Below are 15,272 nucleotides of genomic sequence, written 5' to 3'. Positions count from 1 at the left end.
ATGATAGTTTCACAAATAAAAGATACAAACTATTTATATTTTAGTTTGCACGCCGAGGAAGTATTTACCTCTAACTATATTAAAGATAATAATGAAGGAATTTTTATTAGAAGCTTACAATATGAGACAATTTGCAGACTTTTAATATTCTTGCAGGATAATCCTGATCCAGATGTTAAATATATTATTCTTGATTTTAAATTTATTAGACACCTCCAGTCTAATATTTTTGACAAGATAATAGAAATTAGACAATTAAATTTTAAGTTAGTTTATATCAATGTTTCTAGTCAATTAATTACACCATTATCACTAAATGCAGTAGAGAATCCTAACAATATACAAAATGATAATGAGGGATTTGATACGTTCTATTTTTTTTCAAATGAAAATGAAGAAATTTATGATATCGAAATAAAAGCAAATAATATATTTGATAATTATTTTGAAAAACTGATCAAAAAGTATGTGATACCTTACGAAAAAAAGCATGTTTCATCTTTTGTCTATTTGTATTCTTTTATTGATTTGAAGAAATTGATAAGCAATGAAAATCCTTTTATATATTTTGCTCTTTACAAGCTTGCAGTTAAAATATACATCAGATGGAAAATTGAAATAAAAAATAATCCGATTTTGGTCTGTCAGAGTCTAACGAGTACTTTCATTGTTTCTATTTTATCTAAACTTCTTAATTTAGATATTCTGGTTTTTGATAAAATAGGACCAATTACCAAGCTTTACAATAAACTTGAAAAACACAATTTTGAAAACCGAAAATATATCATTGTTTCTGATCTTGTATGTTTAGGTACTGAGGTAAAAATAACCAAAAATCTAATTGAATTTTCTGGGGGTAAATACTTAGGAAATGTTTCATTAGTCAAAATAGAAACATTGACACGAGAAGATCTTCAACTTGATAATATTGATAGAACCATAGCAATTTTTTCAGTTTCCGAAAGTAATAATCAAGAATTAGATTATTATATCTACACTAATTTAAAAGCTAGCAATGAATGAATAGTATAATTTTACATATTTCTGATCTCCATGTTTCCCGTGACCAAGAATTCGGAGGTGGAGCCATTAAAGTTCAATATTACCTATCTACCAGTAAGGAAACTGAAGCTTCGATACATTTTATCGATAAATTTATTAACAGGATAAGTTCTGATTTTCCAGATACTAAAATTTATTTACTTATAACAGGTGATATTACAAATAGTGCTGAAAAGAATGAATTTGAATTCGCATTATCTTTTATAACTCGCATAATTGATAAACTGCATATTGAGAAAAAAAATATATTAATTATTCCCGGTGATCATGATTTAAACCGAAGAGATATAGCAAACCTTTTTTCTGTAAAAGAACCAAGAACAAATGAAGAAGTTAATATTGCTAAATACCATAATTTTTGTAATTTTTATCAAAATGTTTTAGGAAGAACTTTTGATCCAAATAAAGTTATTTTTGATCAATTAATAGTCGAGGATTCAATTGTTCTTTTAGGTCTAAATTCGTGTACACAAATTGATTTAAAACAAAAAGAAGGCAGTATTCCTATTGAAAAATTCGAAGAAGAGTTTGCAGAAATCTCTGTTGGTGAAAAAAAAATCATAGCCTGTGTACATCATAACTTTACATCATCATATGAAAATAAAAATGACGGTCAATGGGTATCTGGGAATAGACAAAGGTTTGTCGATAAACTATTAACAAATGGTATAAATTTTATATTTACTGGGAACGAGCACGCTAATAGTTCTAAAACCATTTTTTTAGGAGAAATTACAACTAGTGATGCCGGTTGTTTAACTAGTAAAGATTGGGATGCTTCATATAAAGTATATCCGATTCAAATTAGTGAAGATATCGTTTTAAAAAATAAAATATTCTCGCTACATAAAATTCACGGAAATGATTCTGAATATGAGTGGGATATCCGAACAAATAAGACTTTTCATCAGCCAGAGGAATATATAATATTCAAAAACAAGCCACCTGAAATTGATAGTGAAATAACTGAATTGGCTTCTGATCATCAAACTGAGCCAACAGTAGCTGCTGCTGCTTCTACAGATGTACCTATCGAGATACCAGTAGTAGAAAATAATTATTACAACTCAGAATTTACGGATGTTTTATATGATAAGGTTAAGGAACTTAAAATTTTCTATTCAGGGCATTTTCATTGGAGCGAAACTTCGAGAGCACATAATTGGATAGATGTTTCAAAACTTATTGAAAACAAAGATAATTTGAATTTTATAAAGAATGTGATCGTTGATGTTTTTGAAACAAAAATAAAGCCTGAAAATATTGATCTAATAATTGGTTTGGGATACGAAGGAAATATAATTGCAACCAAGACCGCAATTAAGCACAATAAAAAATATAGTTTTTTACCATATTCTTATAGACATGATGAACATCATGAAGCAGAACGACAGTTGAACTTTGATAACTCTAATTGTGAATTTAGGAATGTAGTTATAATTACCGATGTTGTAAATGATGGTCGTACTATCAGAAAGTTAATCAAGAAAAGACAAGATCCATTCTTTAAAAATGTTGAAAAAATCTATGTTGTATAATTGTTCTATACAGGGCAGTCAATTCTTAAAAATAACATATTAAATTTTGATTTTATAAGTACAATTCCTGGGTACGATATAGAAAATGATGAAGAAGTTAATAATATAGAGTATTATACTGTTAAAAGTTTAAAGGTAGAAAAGTGTCCATATGGAAAGGAATTTAGGAATGAGTGCTTTATTTATAAAGATGATCTAAGTTGTGTTAATTTATTTTACGATGAAAGTAAATATCAGCAGATTTAATTAAATAAAATAGTTATTTTTTGGCACAGGCTTACTAATTTAGCCTCAATGTCTGAAGAAATATGCAGAAAATGGTTTCTTCCAAAAGTGATAGATATCTTATATTCGATAATTGCCGAAATAAAAAAGTCAAGGTAAAAAATGCTGTAAAATCGATATTTTACAGCATTTTATTTAAATTAAGTTCTAAAATTATAATATCAAAGCCTTAATTTTTAATCCTTGCATTTCACGCGATAATGTCTTCCAAGTAATCTTTATAGCAGCTGGAGGAAGAGGAGATCTTATACATCCCTAACACATTTCTTTTTTTATTTTTTTACCTTTTATCAATATTTTTTTTAATACGGACATATCCTCTCCAATTTTTTTATCTTGTATTTTAGCATAATGCTGCGTCATTCGAATGTTGGCATGACCAAGCATTTTGCTTACAGTCTCTAAAGGTACACCATTATTAAGAGTAACCGTAGTAGCAAATGTATGTCTTGCCGTGTGAAAAGTAATATCAAAATCAATTTCACATAAGTCTCCAATCTCTTTTAAATACCCATTCATCTTTTGATTGCTTAGTACCGGTAAAACAGTATTTTCATTTATACATTTCGGATGATTTTCATATCTGCTTAAAATTTCCTGTGCTTCTGGTAGCAGCGGTATACTGGCTTCGATCTTTGTTTTAACTCTTTTGGTTTTTATCCATAATCCTGTGTCAATTCCCTTTGTTATTTTATCTCTTGTAAGATTCTTGGCATCAATATAGGCTAACCCTGTATAACAGCAGAATACGAAAATATCACGTACTATTCTTAATCTGTCAGAATTAAAATTCTTCTCACGGATTTTTTGTAGCTGGATATCAGTTAAGAATCTGACATCGACGCTTTCTATTTTAGATTTATAGCCTATAAAAGGGTTTTTGCTAATCCATTCATTGTTGAGACAGATATTAATTATTTTTTGAAAATTTCTAATATACTTTACAGCAGAATTATTTGAGCAGTTTCTCACAGTTCTCAAATAAAACTCATAATCTGCAACGAATCCGGGATTAATATGACGGACATCAATGTCACTGATATTAAATTTCCATTTCAAAAATGCCTGAGTATGCCGTAATGATGTTTCATACCGTTTCCACGTTCCTTTAGAAAATTCTCTATCTACAAGTTCCTTTACCTTTGAGTTGTGATCTTTAAAAGCTTCAATAAGAGTAACTTTTTTTTCTTCAATTCCTAAATATTTATTTCGGAGATTTTCACAAGTTATCTCTTTGCCTTCGTTATACAAGGAATTATAGCATTCAAATAATTTAGCTCTGAAGCTTTCCAGTAAGGAGTTTAATTGTCTACCATTGGGACTATTACCTGATATCTTACCTGATTTTATACTCCATTGAGAGGTTTTCACCGTTTGTCCTGTTGAAATCTCCGTTCGTTTTCCGGCAACAGTGATTCTCATGTAAATTGTAGATAATTCAGGGTTGTTCTTTGCCTTTTTGGCATAAAATAGTAAGCTGTAGGTTTGCATAACATTTTAATTTTAAAGATTAATAATATTGCTGAATCTTTAAACCTACAAGATGTTCAATCAATGAACAGGCTGATGAATAAGCTGTTTAATGAGAATTCGGTGAGTCAAAAAGCTACCTAAAGACGACTCACCGAATGACTCACGTTCGATTTGTATTTCTTTGGTATATTTTGATAACTCAAAAAATAAAAAAGCCCTTAAATACTAGGATTTAAAGGCTTTTAGATTAATTTGGTTTCCCACCTGGTGGAGTTGGAGGGATTCGAACCCTCGTCCAAACAAGCAATACATAAGCTTTCTACATGCTTATTCTACCATTGGTTTTCGACTGGAAGCAGAGGATAGACACCCAACTAACAGCTTATCTTCTGAAATTTTCGAGCTTTAGCCAAAGCTTCTAAAGCCTTATTTCCGCATTCCTATATCCCAGGTTCAAACGCCGCAGAACAGAGCATTTGTGGAATATCTTGCTTCCCTACTGAAATCTTCGGGAAAACGCTTGATCTACTATACTTCGATATTAAGCTGCAAGAGCGAACTCTTCGTTGCCAGTTAAAATTTTGTAGCAAGGGATTATAGAGATCGCGCTACGGTTCTCTGCATGCTTACTTACCCATTGGTCTTGCTGTCGAAACCAGTCAACCCCATGAATAAATTGTATGCAAAGATAGTGCTTTTTGTTTACATTTCATTAATATAGGTGGTTTTAATAGTAATTGGGAAAGAAAATGAATAACCTGAAGCTATTAAAAATTGAATGTCTGGTTATTGTGGATAAAAAATTAATGCCTGTTAACAGGCATTAATACGAGTTTTTTTAACAGTCTTAAGATAGGGTAGTGATTGTTTATTGCAATATATTTTGTGTTCTCATAAAAATTACCTAGTTTTGCAATCCAAAATGAGATGTAAAATATGTTAATAATTCCAGTAAAAGATGGTGAATCCATCGACAGAGCTTTAAAAAAATACAAGAGAAAATTTGATAAAACAGGAACTGTTCGTCAATTAAGATCTAGACAACAGTTTATTAAGCCTTCTGTAACTTTGAGACAAGCTAGACTAAAAGCGGCTTACAAACAAAGAGCGCTTAGCAAAGAAGAGCAGGCTTAAGATTTTTTCTTAACCATATATTAATTCACTTCTTAAATTCTTATATTTGAGGAGTGAATTTTTATTTTTATACCTATGATGCTGGAAAAATTTTTAGAATACTTACAATTCGAAAAAAGATATTCTCCTCATACCATCACAAGCTACAAAAAAGACCTTGAAGACTTTTCCCATTTCTTCCTCCGAACAGAATCTTCCGACAATTTAGCCAGGGCAGACAAAAAAATTATCCGAAATTTTATTGTTGAATTGAGCGAAAATAATATTTCCAAAAGAAGTATCAATAGAAAATTATCTTCACTCCGAAGTTTTTATCTTTTTCTTTTAAAAATAGGGGAGATTGAAGTTTCTCCTGTAGAAGGGATTTCTTCCCTGAAGTTTTATGCTGAAAAACAGATTCCTATGTCTAAAGAGGAAATGACTGATCTCAATGAAAGAATTTTCGAACAGGTACATGAAGTGCTTGAAAAATGTATTATGGAAGTTCTTTATCAGACAGGAATGCGTAAAGCAGAACTTTGTGGCCTGATATTTGAGAATGTTGACTTATATGGAAATGAATTAAAAGTAATAGGAAAAGGGAACAAAGAAAGGGTGATTCCCATTTCCAATGAATTGTCTGAGCTTCTGAAAAGTTATCTGGAAATAAGAAATCCGCAGACAGAATTCAAATCATATTTTTTCGTCAATAAGAAAGGGAAAAAACTCAATGAAAAATTTGTTTATGTGGTAGTTAATAAGTACCTTAGTCTTGTAACAACGAAAGAAAAAAAAAGTCCTCACATCCTACGGCATAGCTTTGCTACCCACGTATTGGATAATGGGGCGGAGATCTCCAAAGTAAAAAAAATATTAGGGCATTCCAGCCTTGCCAGTACTCAAGTCTATACGAATGCTAATATTGAACAATTGAAAAAAGTGTTTAATCAGGCTCACCCTCGAGCATCAAAAAAAGAAGAATTATGAAGATTTCAGTTCAATCAATTGGTTTAACACCACACGAACCACTAGAGTCACACATTGACAAAAAAGTAAGCAAATTGGATACCTTTTATGACAAAATTCATGAGTGTAAGGTATTTTTAAAAGTAGAAAATAACGCTGATAAAGCTAATAAAACTGCTGAGATTATTTTGGCGGTTCCGGGAGACGATATCGTAGTAAAGAAAACATCTACCAGTTTTGAAGAAAGTTTGGACCTTTGTGTTGATACAGCTAAAAAGCTACTAATCAAGAAAAAAGAAATGGCGTAGAAAAAAAAGTCAAAAAAAGTTTATAAAATATTTGAGAATTCAAAAAATCCGTTCTATATTTGCACTCGCAAAAAAGGAACAGTGATCTTTTGAATTCTTTTTTATATTTGCCTCCATAGCTCAGTTGGCCAGAGCACGTGATTTGTAATCTCGGGGTCGTGGGTTCGAATCCCTCTGGAGGCTCATAAAATATAAACTTTTGGGGAGATTCCAGAGTGGCTAAATGGGACTGACTGTAACTCAGTTGCTTCGGCTTCGTAGGTTCGAATCCTGCTCTCCCCACATTTTATATTATAAAAATAGTTGCGAGATTAAATAAGTTTTCTTAGTTTTGCACAGCGTTTACCAATAGTTTTGGAAACAAAATTGCGGAAGTAGCTCAGTTGGTAGAGCGTCAGCCTTCCAAGCTGAATGTCGCGGGTTCGACCCCCGTCTTCCGCTCAACGAAAAATCACGCTACTTAGTGTGATTTTTTTAGTTGATGCCGACTTAGCTCAGCGGTAGAGTGCTTCCTTGGTAAGGAAGAGGTCACGGGTTCAAGTCCCGTAGTTGGCTCTCGATTTTCCCGAATTTTCTTCGGGATTTTTTTATGCCCAACTTTTGAGACTGATCCCTTAAAACTTTTACTCCAGCTTTACAATCACAATCATAAAATTTTCGTTAAATTCGTGTAAAATAAATTTTTGATGAATATTCTTTTACTGGAAGATGATCTCATTCTGTCTGCAGAATTGTGCAGATTTTTAGAATCAAATAATTTTAACTGTGATAAAATCTATGACGGAGAAACCTTTCTCCGTCAGATAAAAAATAGTACCTATGATCTGTATCTGCTGGATATTAATGTTCCTAAAATAAACGGACTAGATGTCTGTCAGACGATCCGTTCTTTTGACAAGAATACTCCCATCATTATCATCTCTGCCTATGGAGATATCTCTGATAAAAAAGATGCTTTCACAAGACTGGCTGACGATTATCTCGTAAAGCCATTTCAGTTTGAAGAACTTCTTCTAAGAATCAATTCGCTGCTGAGGAGAAAAGCTCCTTCTGATAATTCCGATCAGGATATTGTAAGAATTGATGACCTTATTATCAACAAAACAGAGCAGAAGGTTTATCGTGGAGGAAATGAAATAACCCTTACGCTGAAAGAATTTCAGTTGTTGGTTTATCTAGCGGAAGCGCAGGGAAGAACGGTTTCCAAACAACAGATCACAGAACATGTATGGGAACACAATTTTAACACAAATACCAATACCGTAGAAGTGTATATCAATTTTCTGAGGAAGAAGATTGATAAAGATTTTAAAATAAAACTGATCCACACCCGTTCTGGTTTCGGATATTACCTAAGCCCATTATAAATGTCTTTAAAAAGGAAGATCGCTTTAACGATAAGTATTGCCTTTTCATTACTATTTGGAATGGTGATGGCGGTCATTTATTTATCTTTTAACGATTTCAGAAGGGATGAGTTTAAAGAACGATTCAGACAGCGACTTGAATTTACTTCCCATTTTATCTCAAAATCAAAAGACTTTGAAGAAGAGGCTCCGGTTTTTTTCAACGAAAATTCAGATAACATTCTTTTGAATGAAAAGATTTTAATTTTCAATGAGAAAAAAGAACTCATCTACAGTACGATCAAAGACCGGAATGTCATCTGGGACAGTGCAATGCTTAAAGAGCTGGATAAAAAGAAAATTATCTATACAGAAAAAACAGTTCCGGAAATCTATGCTGCACTCAGGAATATTAATGGAGAAAATTATTATATCCTTACCAGTGCTTTTGATACCAACGGAAAATCCAAGTTGGGATATCTTAAATATCTTTTGATTACGGCTTATGTGATGAGCACCATGCTTATTGGTTTTTTCAGTTATTATTTTGTCGAAAAGTTCCTTCGTCCACTGGAAGACCTGAACAAGGAAATTTCTGAAGTTACTGCCCATAAACTCACCACACAGATTCCGGTAGAGCAGTCTAATGATGAAGTAAGTGTTCTTGCCAAATCCTTTAATACCATGATTGGAAGGCTGGATGATGTATTTCAGTCGCAAAAAGATTTTACGGCCAGTGCTTCGCATGAGATCAGAACGCCGATAACAAGAATGGCATTTCAGCTGGAAAATCTGATTAAATTTGAGGAACATTCTCCGGAAACGATGTCTTCTTTAAAACAGATTCAGCGGGACGTTTATCAATTATCAGACCTTACCAATTCACTTCTGCTGTTGACAAAGTTTGATAAAGAAAATATTCAGAGCATTTATGAGGAAGTAAGAATTGATGAAGTCATCTTTGAAGCCTTTGAAGCGGTGGAGAAAAGTTATCCACAACTTAAGCTGGATTTTCTGATCAATGAAGATAGTTCTGAAAATGCTTTTCTGACTATAAAAGGAATTCATTCATTATTGGTAATCGTATTTATCAACTTATTTAAAAATGCAGCAGTGTATTCAGATAATACAGAAGTGAATGTTTTGATTACTGAAACCAACGATAATCTTTCCGTTGAAGTTATTTCTCACGGCAATACTATTTCTGAAGAGGAACAGACTAAACTGTTTGAAGCTTTCACAAGAGGAAATAACGCACAGAATATAGCAGGGTCAGGATTAGGCCTTAGAATTGTCAAAAGGATTCTGGAATATCATGATGCAGATATTGTATACGCTTCCCCTGAGGATCACATGAATAAGTTTACATTATTTTTTAAAAAATAAAAGCGACTGATACGAAAACAGTTGCTTTTTTGTTAAACTCCTGATTTGAATTTTTAACAAAAATTGAATGTTTGTAGAAAAATTAACTGATTTTGTCTCGTAATTTATTCTGTAAACAGCCTGTTCATAACTATTTTAATATTTTTTTAAGCGTCATTTAAGTTTCTTTTAATAGCATCAAAGCAATTTTGTAATTTAAAAAAATAATAATGAACAGAATTGCAGTGCTGTGCCTCGCCGTTTCCTCATTCATGGCGGCACAACAGCAGATGTCTCTTTTGGAATGCGAAGAAGCTTTTCAGAAGAACAACCTCCAGCTGCTCGCCGAACAATACAACATCAATATGGCTGATGCGGATATTCTGCAGGCTAAAATCTGGGAATTACCTCAGTTAAGCGGACAGTTCAATGCTTACAATCCTCAGAACAAAAAGTTTTTTGATGTCGGACATTCTAAAGGAGCGGGTATTACTCAATTGATTTATATGGGCGGCAAAAAGAAAAGTGAAATTGCTTTTGCCAGATCCAATAAAGAACTGGCCCAGCTTCAGTTTTCACAATTGCTGGTAGACTTAAGATCTCAGCTTCGCTCTGCTTATTTTAACCTTTATTACGAAAAACGAAAGCTGGAAAATACCAACAGGCAGTTAGGATATATGAATGATCTTTTGAATGCCTATCGTATACAGTCGGCAAAAGGAAATGTTTCCCTTAAAGATGCTGTAAGGCTGCAGAGTATTGTGATTCAGCTGAATCATGATAAGCTGGAGATCAATAAAAATATTCTTGATTTTGAGCAGAATTTGAAAGTTCTGACAGGAGTTGCAGAAGAGATAGAGCCAGCAATGTCTGAAACCGAAGCAAAAGAAGCTCTGGCAGCACAGCCTTTCGGTGATGAAGAAGAACTGAAAAGCAAAGCCCTCGAAAATAATGCAGATTACCGATACAATTTGAAGCTCATTGATAACAGTAAGTTGTATGCACAGTGGCAGAAATCATTGAATGTACCGGATGTTACGGTAGGTGCAGCGTGGGATCAGGCAGGAGGAACTTTTAATAACGAAGCTAATCTGACCTTGGGAATTCCTTTGCCACTATGGAAAGCCAATCAGGGAAATGTAGTAAAAGCAAACTATGCTATCCGGCAGAATCAGAAAAATGCTGATTTTCAAAAACTGACGCTGGAAACTAAAGTTCAATCTGCATACAAAACCTGGAAGGCACAATATGATCAGCTTCTGGATGTAAAAACTACAGACCTTCAGAATATGGAACTTGTTTACAACGGAATGCTGACCAATTTCAGAAAAGGAAATATCAACCTGATTGAATTTACAGACTTCATGGATAGCTATAGGGAGACAGCTCTTCAGATCTATGATATGAAAAATGAGATCATGCAGTCGGCAGAACAACTTAATCAACTAGTACAAACGAAAATCTTCTATTAAAATGATGAAAACATATATTATTCCCGCATTGATGGTCCTTTCATTAATGGCCTGTTCAAAAAAAGAGGAAGAGAAAAATAATCATACGAAAAAAGGATTCGAGCTCAGTAACACCATGCTGAATTCTATTTCTCTGGCAAAAGTTGAAAAAAAGAATATAGAAGATGAATACAGCTTCTATGGAAAAATATCGGCAGACAAAAACAGTTATATAGATGTTTACCCTTTGGTAGGAGGAAATGTGATGAGTGTGAATGTAGAATTGGGTGACTATGTAAAAAAAGGACAGGTGTTGGCTACCATCAGAAGTACTGAGCTTGCAGAAATTCAGAAAGATGTTAGCGATGCAAAAACAGATCTTGTAGTAGCAAAAAATAACCTCCGTGTTGCAAAAGAACTCTACGAAGGAAAGCTTAATACGGAAAGAGATGTACTGGAAGCTAAAAGTCAGTTACAAAAAGCAGAAGATCAGTTGCAGAGAGCCGCCGCTGTAAGTACCGTTTATAATGTGAAAAGCGGAAATATATACAGTGTAGTAGCACCTATCAATGGTTATATTGTTCAGAAAAGTATTAACAAAGACATGCAGCTGAGAAGTGACAGGAGTGATAATATCTTTGATGTGGCCAATACTACCAATGTATGGGCTATTATGAATGTCAACGAATCTGATATTGATAAAATCAGCCTTGGAATGAAGGCCCAGGTATCCACACTTTCTTATCCGGACAAGGTTTTTGATGGAAAAATTGATAAGATCTTCAAAATTATTGATCCGCAGACCAACGCCATGCAGGCAAGAGTAGTATTGAACAATGCCAACGGACTTTTGATCCCGGAGAGTAAAGCCACGATAAAAGTTTCCAGCCTTGAAAGCAACGCTACACTTACCGTTCCCTCCAAAGCAGTGATTTTTGATGATAATAAAAGCTTTGTGGTGATTTTTAAATCCAGAACAGATGTAAAGATCAGAGAAATCAAAGTATTAAAGCAGGTTGGTGATGTCACCTATATTGCACACGGTCTTAAAGAAGGAGAAGAAGTAATTACCAATAACCAGCTGCTGATCTACCGTTCACTGAACAGCTAGTCTTATTAAACCATTAAGAATATGTACTTTTTTCTTTAACGGCTTTTTTAGGTCATCAATGTATCTATCATGAATAAATTCATAAAAAATATAATCGCTTTTTCATTAAAAAATAAAGCATTTACCTTTATCTGGGTAGCGATTTTAGCCATCTCTGGTTTTATAAGTTTCAAAAACATGCCTATTGAAGCTTTTCCGGATGTAACCAATACCCAGATTGTCATCATCACCCAATGGAATGGGCGTAGTGCAGAAGAAGTAGAACGTTTTGTCACGACACCCATCGAATTGGCGATGAGCCCGGTTCAGAAAAAAACAAGTGTAAGAAGTACCACCATGTTTGGGCTTTCTATTGTTAAAATTCTTTTTGACGACGGGGTGGATGATACTTTTGCCAGAAATCAGGTCAATAACCAGTTAAGAACCATTAGCCTTCCTGATGAGGTAGACCCTGAAGTACAGCCACCCTACGGGCCAACCGGTGAGATTTTCAGATATACGCTGGAAAGTAAAACAAAAGACTCCCGAACACTGCTTACCCTGCAAAACTGGATAATAGACCGTGCTCTAAGAGGAGTTCCGGGTGTAGCAGATATCAATGTTTTCGGAGGGCAGGATAAAGTGTTTGAGCTCAGTATTGATCCGAGAGCATTGGATAAATATAACCTCACGCCGCTTCAGGTATATGATGCCGTTACCAAAAGTAACCTGAATGTAGGAGGTGATGTTATTGAGAAAAACGGACAGGCCTACGTGGTAAGGGGAATTGGTCTCGTAAAATCTGTAGCGGATATCGGAAATATTACGATTCAGAATGACAGTGGAAATCCTGTTTTGGTAAAAAATGTAGCAGAAGTTCACGAAAGCTCTATGCCCAGAGTAGGACAGGCTGCACTGAATCATCATGATGATACCGTGGAAGGAATCGTTGTGATGAGAAAAGGGGAGAATCCAAGAGAAGTACTGGTAGGAGTGAAGGCTAAAATTAAAGAGCTTAACGAAAAAGTCCTTCCAAAAGATGTGAAAATGGTCACTTTCTATGACCGCGACAATCTGATGGATTTCACAACCCATACCGTAATGCATAACCTTATTGAAGGAATTGTTCTGGTAACGGTAATCGTTTTAATCTTCATGGCAGACTGGAGAACTACGCTGATTGTTTCCATCATCATTCCTCTATCCTTACTATTTGCCTTTTTATGTTTAAAACTGGCCGGGATGAGTGCCAATCTGCTTTCGTTAGGTGCTGTAGACTTCGGGATTATCATAGACGGAGCCGTCGTCATGGTGGAAGGCCTCTTCGTAATGTTAGATCATAAAGCGAAGCGTTACGGAATGGAGAAATTCAATAAACTCGCAAAAGGAGGCTGGATCAAGCAGACAGGAACCGGATTAGGAAAAGCGATCTTTTTTTCAAAATTAATCATCATCACTTCGTTGATTCCTATTTTCTCATTTCAGAAAGTGGAAGGTAAAATGTTCTCTCCTCTGGCATTTACATTAGGATTTGCATTAATGGGAGCATTGATATTTACATTAACATTGGTTCCTGTTCTTTCGCATATCCTTTTAAATAAAAATGTAAGAGAAAAAAATAATCCGTTTGTTAACTTTTGGGACAGAATCGTTTTGAAAGGTTTTAATTTAACATTCAGGCACAAAAAAATGAGCATGATTGCAGCGATTTCCTTTCTGGCTGTTACATTGTTTTCCGGAAAGTTTTTAGGAACAGAATTCCTGCCTCAGCTGAATGAAGGATCATTGTGGATCACTGCAGAAATGCCGATGAGTTCTTCATTAAAAGAATCTCTGAAAACAGCAGATCTTTTAAAGAAAGACATTCTGAGCTTCTCCGAAGTGACAGATGTTCTTGCGCAGACGGGAAGAAGTAATGACGGGACTGATCCCAACGGGTTCGGATTTGTGCAGTTTGCAGTTAATCTTAAGCCAAGAGAAGAATGGAAGCGTAAAATTACTTATGATGAACTGATCAATGAAATAGACAAAAAGCTCAGAAGTTACCAGGGAATTACTTTCAACTATTCCCAGCCGATCTCGGATAACGTAGCCGAAGCTGTAGCAGGATTCAAAGCAGAAAATGGAATCAAGATCTATGGTGACAATCTGGAAACGCTGGACAAATTAGCCCATGAAGTTTTGCTTAAAATTAAAGACGTACAAGGCGTAAAAGACCCGGGAATTATTAAAAATATCGGCCAGCCTGAAGTAAGTGTGGTTCTGGACAGAGATAAAATGGCTGCTTACGGAGTAATGCCTGCAGATGCACAAGCCGTTTTGGAAATGGCGTTTGGAGGGAAAACAGCGTCTGAAATGTTCGATGGGGAAAGAAAATTCCCGATCCGTCTTCGTTATTCTCAGGAATACAGAACCAATGAAAACGATATTGCTTCTTTGATGGTCCCTACACAGGATGGAGCAAAAATTCCCTTAAAAGAAATAAGTACCATTGTTAAGGATAACGGAGCCGCATTTATTTACAGAGACAATATCAAGCGATATATCGGGGTTAAATTCTCCATCCGTGACAGAGATTTGGGAAGTACCATTGCGGATGCACAGAAAAAAGTGGAAACTATTGAACTTCCGGATGGGTATTCCGTAGGATGGACAGGTCAGTTTGAAAACCAGCAGCGCGCATCACACAGATTGGCACAAGTAGTACCGGTGAGTATCCTGATGATTTTCTTCCTGCTGTTTATTCTGTTCGGAAATATGAAAGATTCTCTTCTGGTACTGGCGAATGTGCCTTTTGCTTTGATAGGTGGAATTATCGCCCTGCATGTTACCGGTATCAATTTCGGAATCTCTGCCGGAGTAGGGATGATTGCTCTTCTTGGAATTTGTATTCAGAACGGGGTAATCCTTATTACAGAGTTCCACCAGAATGTTAAAGACGGAATGGATATAGACACCGCCATCTTAAATGGAGTAAAATCCAGGACGAGACCTGTAATTATGACAGCATTGATGGCTTCCATAGGGCTTATGCCGGCAGCCTTGTCTACAGGAATCGGATCGGAGTCTCAGAAACCTCTGGCCATTGTTATTATTGGAGGACTGATTACCGCTACAGTGCTTACCCTGCTTATTTTCCCTATTATCTTCTGGATTTTCAACAAAACGAAAAGCTCGGTCAAATTTGATTAATCTTTCATTTATATAGTAAGAAGCGCGGAAAACAAAGTTTTCAGCGCTTCCCGATTATTGAAATAAAATAGGATGAGTTTAAA

Annotated in this window: 11 protein-coding genes, 4 tRNA genes and 1 other RNA gene; 14 read left to right on the top strand and 2 right to left on the bottom strand. The window is 34.8% G+C overall.

Annotation, left to right across the window (positions count from 1 at the left end; genetic code table 11):
* Together EK417_RS15950 and EK417_RS15945 are read left to right on the top strand one after the other, a co-directional pair.
* The gene (locus tag EK417_RS15950; RefSeq protein ID WP_136522692.1) at positions 1 to 1,023 is read left to right on the top strand and encodes a hypothetical protein; all 1,023 of its coding nucleotides are present in this window, start codon (positions 1 to 3) and stop codon (positions 1,021 to 1,023) included.
* Positions 1,020 to 2,600, top strand: a complete 1,581-nt coding sequence (locus EK417_RS15945; RefSeq protein WP_136522691.1) for a metallophosphoesterase — start codon at positions 1,020 to 1,022, stop codon at positions 2,598 to 2,600. Before EK417_RS15950 ends, EK417_RS15945 begins: the two co-directional genes overlap by 4 nt.
* A gap of 540 nt (positions 2,601 to 3,140) precedes the next feature.
* On the opposite strand, the gene EK417_RS15940 is transcribed toward EK417_RS15945, so the two are convergent.
* Positions 3,141 to 4,376 carry a site-specific integrase gene (locus tag EK417_RS15940; protein WP_136522690.1) on the bottom strand — a complete coding sequence of 412 codons (1,236 nt, stop codon included), beginning with the start codon at positions 4,374 to 4,376 and terminating at the stop codon, positions 3,141 to 3,143.
* Between the two features lie 247 nt (positions 4,377 to 4,623).
* Positions 4,624 to 5,025: a transfer-messenger RNA gene (ssrA, locus tag EK417_RS15935) on the bottom strand.
* A 269-nt stretch (positions 5,026 to 5,294) separates the two neighbouring features.
* On the opposite strand from ssrA, the gene rpsU reads away from it, so the two are divergent.
* The 12 genes from rpsU (at position 5,295) to EK417_RS15875 (ending at position 15,189) form a co-directional block, all read left to right on the top strand.
* Entirely contained in the window at positions 5,295 to 5,492 is a 198-nt protein-coding gene (rpsU, locus tag EK417_RS15930) for a 30S ribosomal protein S21 (RefSeq protein WP_034693154.1), read from the top strand.
* Positions 5,493 to 5,570: 78 nt separating this feature from the next.
* Positions 5,571 to 6,458, top strand: a complete 888-nt coding sequence (locus tag EK417_RS15925; RefSeq protein ID WP_136522764.1) for a tyrosine-type recombinase/integrase — start codon at positions 5,571 to 5,573, stop codon at positions 6,456 to 6,458.
* Positions 6,455 to 6,745 (top strand): HPF/RaiA family ribosome-associated protein, encoded by a 291-nt coding sequence (locus EK417_RS15920; protein WP_076594989.1) that lies wholly within the window; start codon positions 6,455 to 6,457, stop codon positions 6,743 to 6,745. The genes EK417_RS15925 and EK417_RS15920 overlap by 4 nt, the downstream gene beginning before the upstream one ends.
* Positions 6,746 to 6,854: 109 nt before the next feature.
* Positions 6,855 to 6,928 (top strand) — tRNA-Thr (locus tag EK417_RS15915).
* 18 nt (positions 6,929 to 6,946) lie between these two features.
* Positions 6,947 to 7,027 (top strand) — tRNA-Tyr (locus tag EK417_RS15910).
* An 86-nt stretch (positions 7,028 to 7,113) separates the two neighbouring features.
* Positions 7,114 to 7,186 (top strand) — tRNA-Gly (locus EK417_RS15905).
* A gap of 42 nt (positions 7,187 to 7,228) precedes the next feature.
* Positions 7,229 to 7,300: transfer RNA gene (locus EK417_RS15900), tRNA-Thr, on the top strand.
* 131 nt (positions 7,301 to 7,431) lie between these two features.
* Positions 7,432 to 8,112 carry a response regulator transcription factor gene (locus EK417_RS15895; protein ID WP_110368383.1) on the top strand — a complete coding sequence of 227 codons (681 nt, stop codon included), beginning with the start codon at positions 7,432 to 7,434 and terminating at the stop codon, positions 8,110 to 8,112.
* Positions 8,113 to 9,477: a sensor histidine kinase gene (locus EK417_RS15890; protein ID WP_136522689.1), complete on the top strand. Its 1,365-nt coding sequence runs from the start codon at positions 8,113 to 8,115 to the stop codon at positions 9,475 to 9,477.
* 209 nt (positions 9,478 to 9,686) lie between these two features.
* Complete coding sequence (locus EK417_RS15885; RefSeq protein WP_136522688.1) at positions 9,687 to 10,928, top strand: TolC family protein; 1,242 nt, start codon at positions 9,687 to 9,689, stop codon at positions 10,926 to 10,928.
* A 4-nt stretch (positions 10,929 to 10,932) separates the two neighbouring features.
* On the top strand, positions 10,933 to 12,018 hold the full coding sequence (locus EK417_RS15880) for an efflux RND transporter periplasmic adaptor subunit (protein WP_110368401.1): 1,086 nt from the start codon (positions 10,933 to 10,935) through the stop codon (positions 12,016 to 12,018).
* A gap of 69 nt (positions 12,019 to 12,087) precedes the next feature.
* A complete protein-coding gene (locus EK417_RS15875) occupies positions 12,088 to 15,189 on the top strand; it encodes an efflux RND transporter permease subunit (protein WP_136522687.1) in 3,102 nt (1,033 codons plus the stop codon).
* The last annotated feature ends 83 nt before the right edge of the window (positions 15,190 to 15,272 follow it).

This window comes from Chryseobacterium candidae, assembly GCF_004916905.1.
Taxonomy (GTDB): Bacteria; Bacteroidota; Bacteroidia; order Flavobacteriales; family Weeksellaceae; genus Chryseobacterium; species Chryseobacterium candidae.
The sequence above is the reverse complement of the archived record's forward strand: the minus strand, read 5'-3'. Positions and strand labels throughout refer to the sequence as shown.

Coding starts and splice junctions, on each gene's coding strand:
- EK417_RS15950 (WP_136522692.1), top strand. CDS start 1: ATGATAGTTTCACAAATAAAAGATACAAACTATTTATATTTTAGTTTG.
- EK417_RS15945 (WP_136522691.1), top strand. CDS start 1,020: ATGAATAGTATAATTTTACATATTTCTGATCTCCATGTTTCCCGTGAC.
- EK417_RS15940 (WP_136522690.1), bottom strand. CDS start 4,376: ATGCAAACCTACAGCTTACTATTTTATGCCAAAAAGGCAAAGAACAAC.
- rpsU (WP_034693154.1), top strand. CDS start 5,295: ATGTTAATAATTCCAGTAAAAGATGGTGAATCCATCGACAGAGCTTTA.
- EK417_RS15925 (WP_136522764.1), top strand. CDS start 5,571: ATGCTGGAAAAATTTTTAGAATACTTACAATTCGAAAAAAGATATTCT.
- EK417_RS15920 (WP_076594989.1), top strand. CDS start 6,455: ATGAAGATTTCAGTTCAATCAATTGGTTTAACACCACACGAACCACTA.
- EK417_RS15895 (WP_110368383.1), top strand. CDS start 7,432: ATGAATATTCTTTTACTGGAAGATGATCTCATTCTGTCTGCAGAATTG.
- EK417_RS15890 (WP_136522689.1), top strand. CDS start 8,113: ATGTCTTTAAAAAGGAAGATCGCTTTAACGATAAGTATTGCCTTTTCA.
- EK417_RS15885 (WP_136522688.1), top strand. CDS start 9,687: ATGAACAGAATTGCAGTGCTGTGCCTCGCCGTTTCCTCATTCATGGCG.
- EK417_RS15880 (WP_110368401.1), top strand. CDS start 10,933: ATGAAAACATATATTATTCCCGCATTGATGGTCCTTTCATTAATGGCC.
- EK417_RS15875 (WP_136522687.1), top strand. CDS start 12,088: ATGAATAAATTCATAAAAAATATAATCGCTTTTTCATTAAAAAATAAA.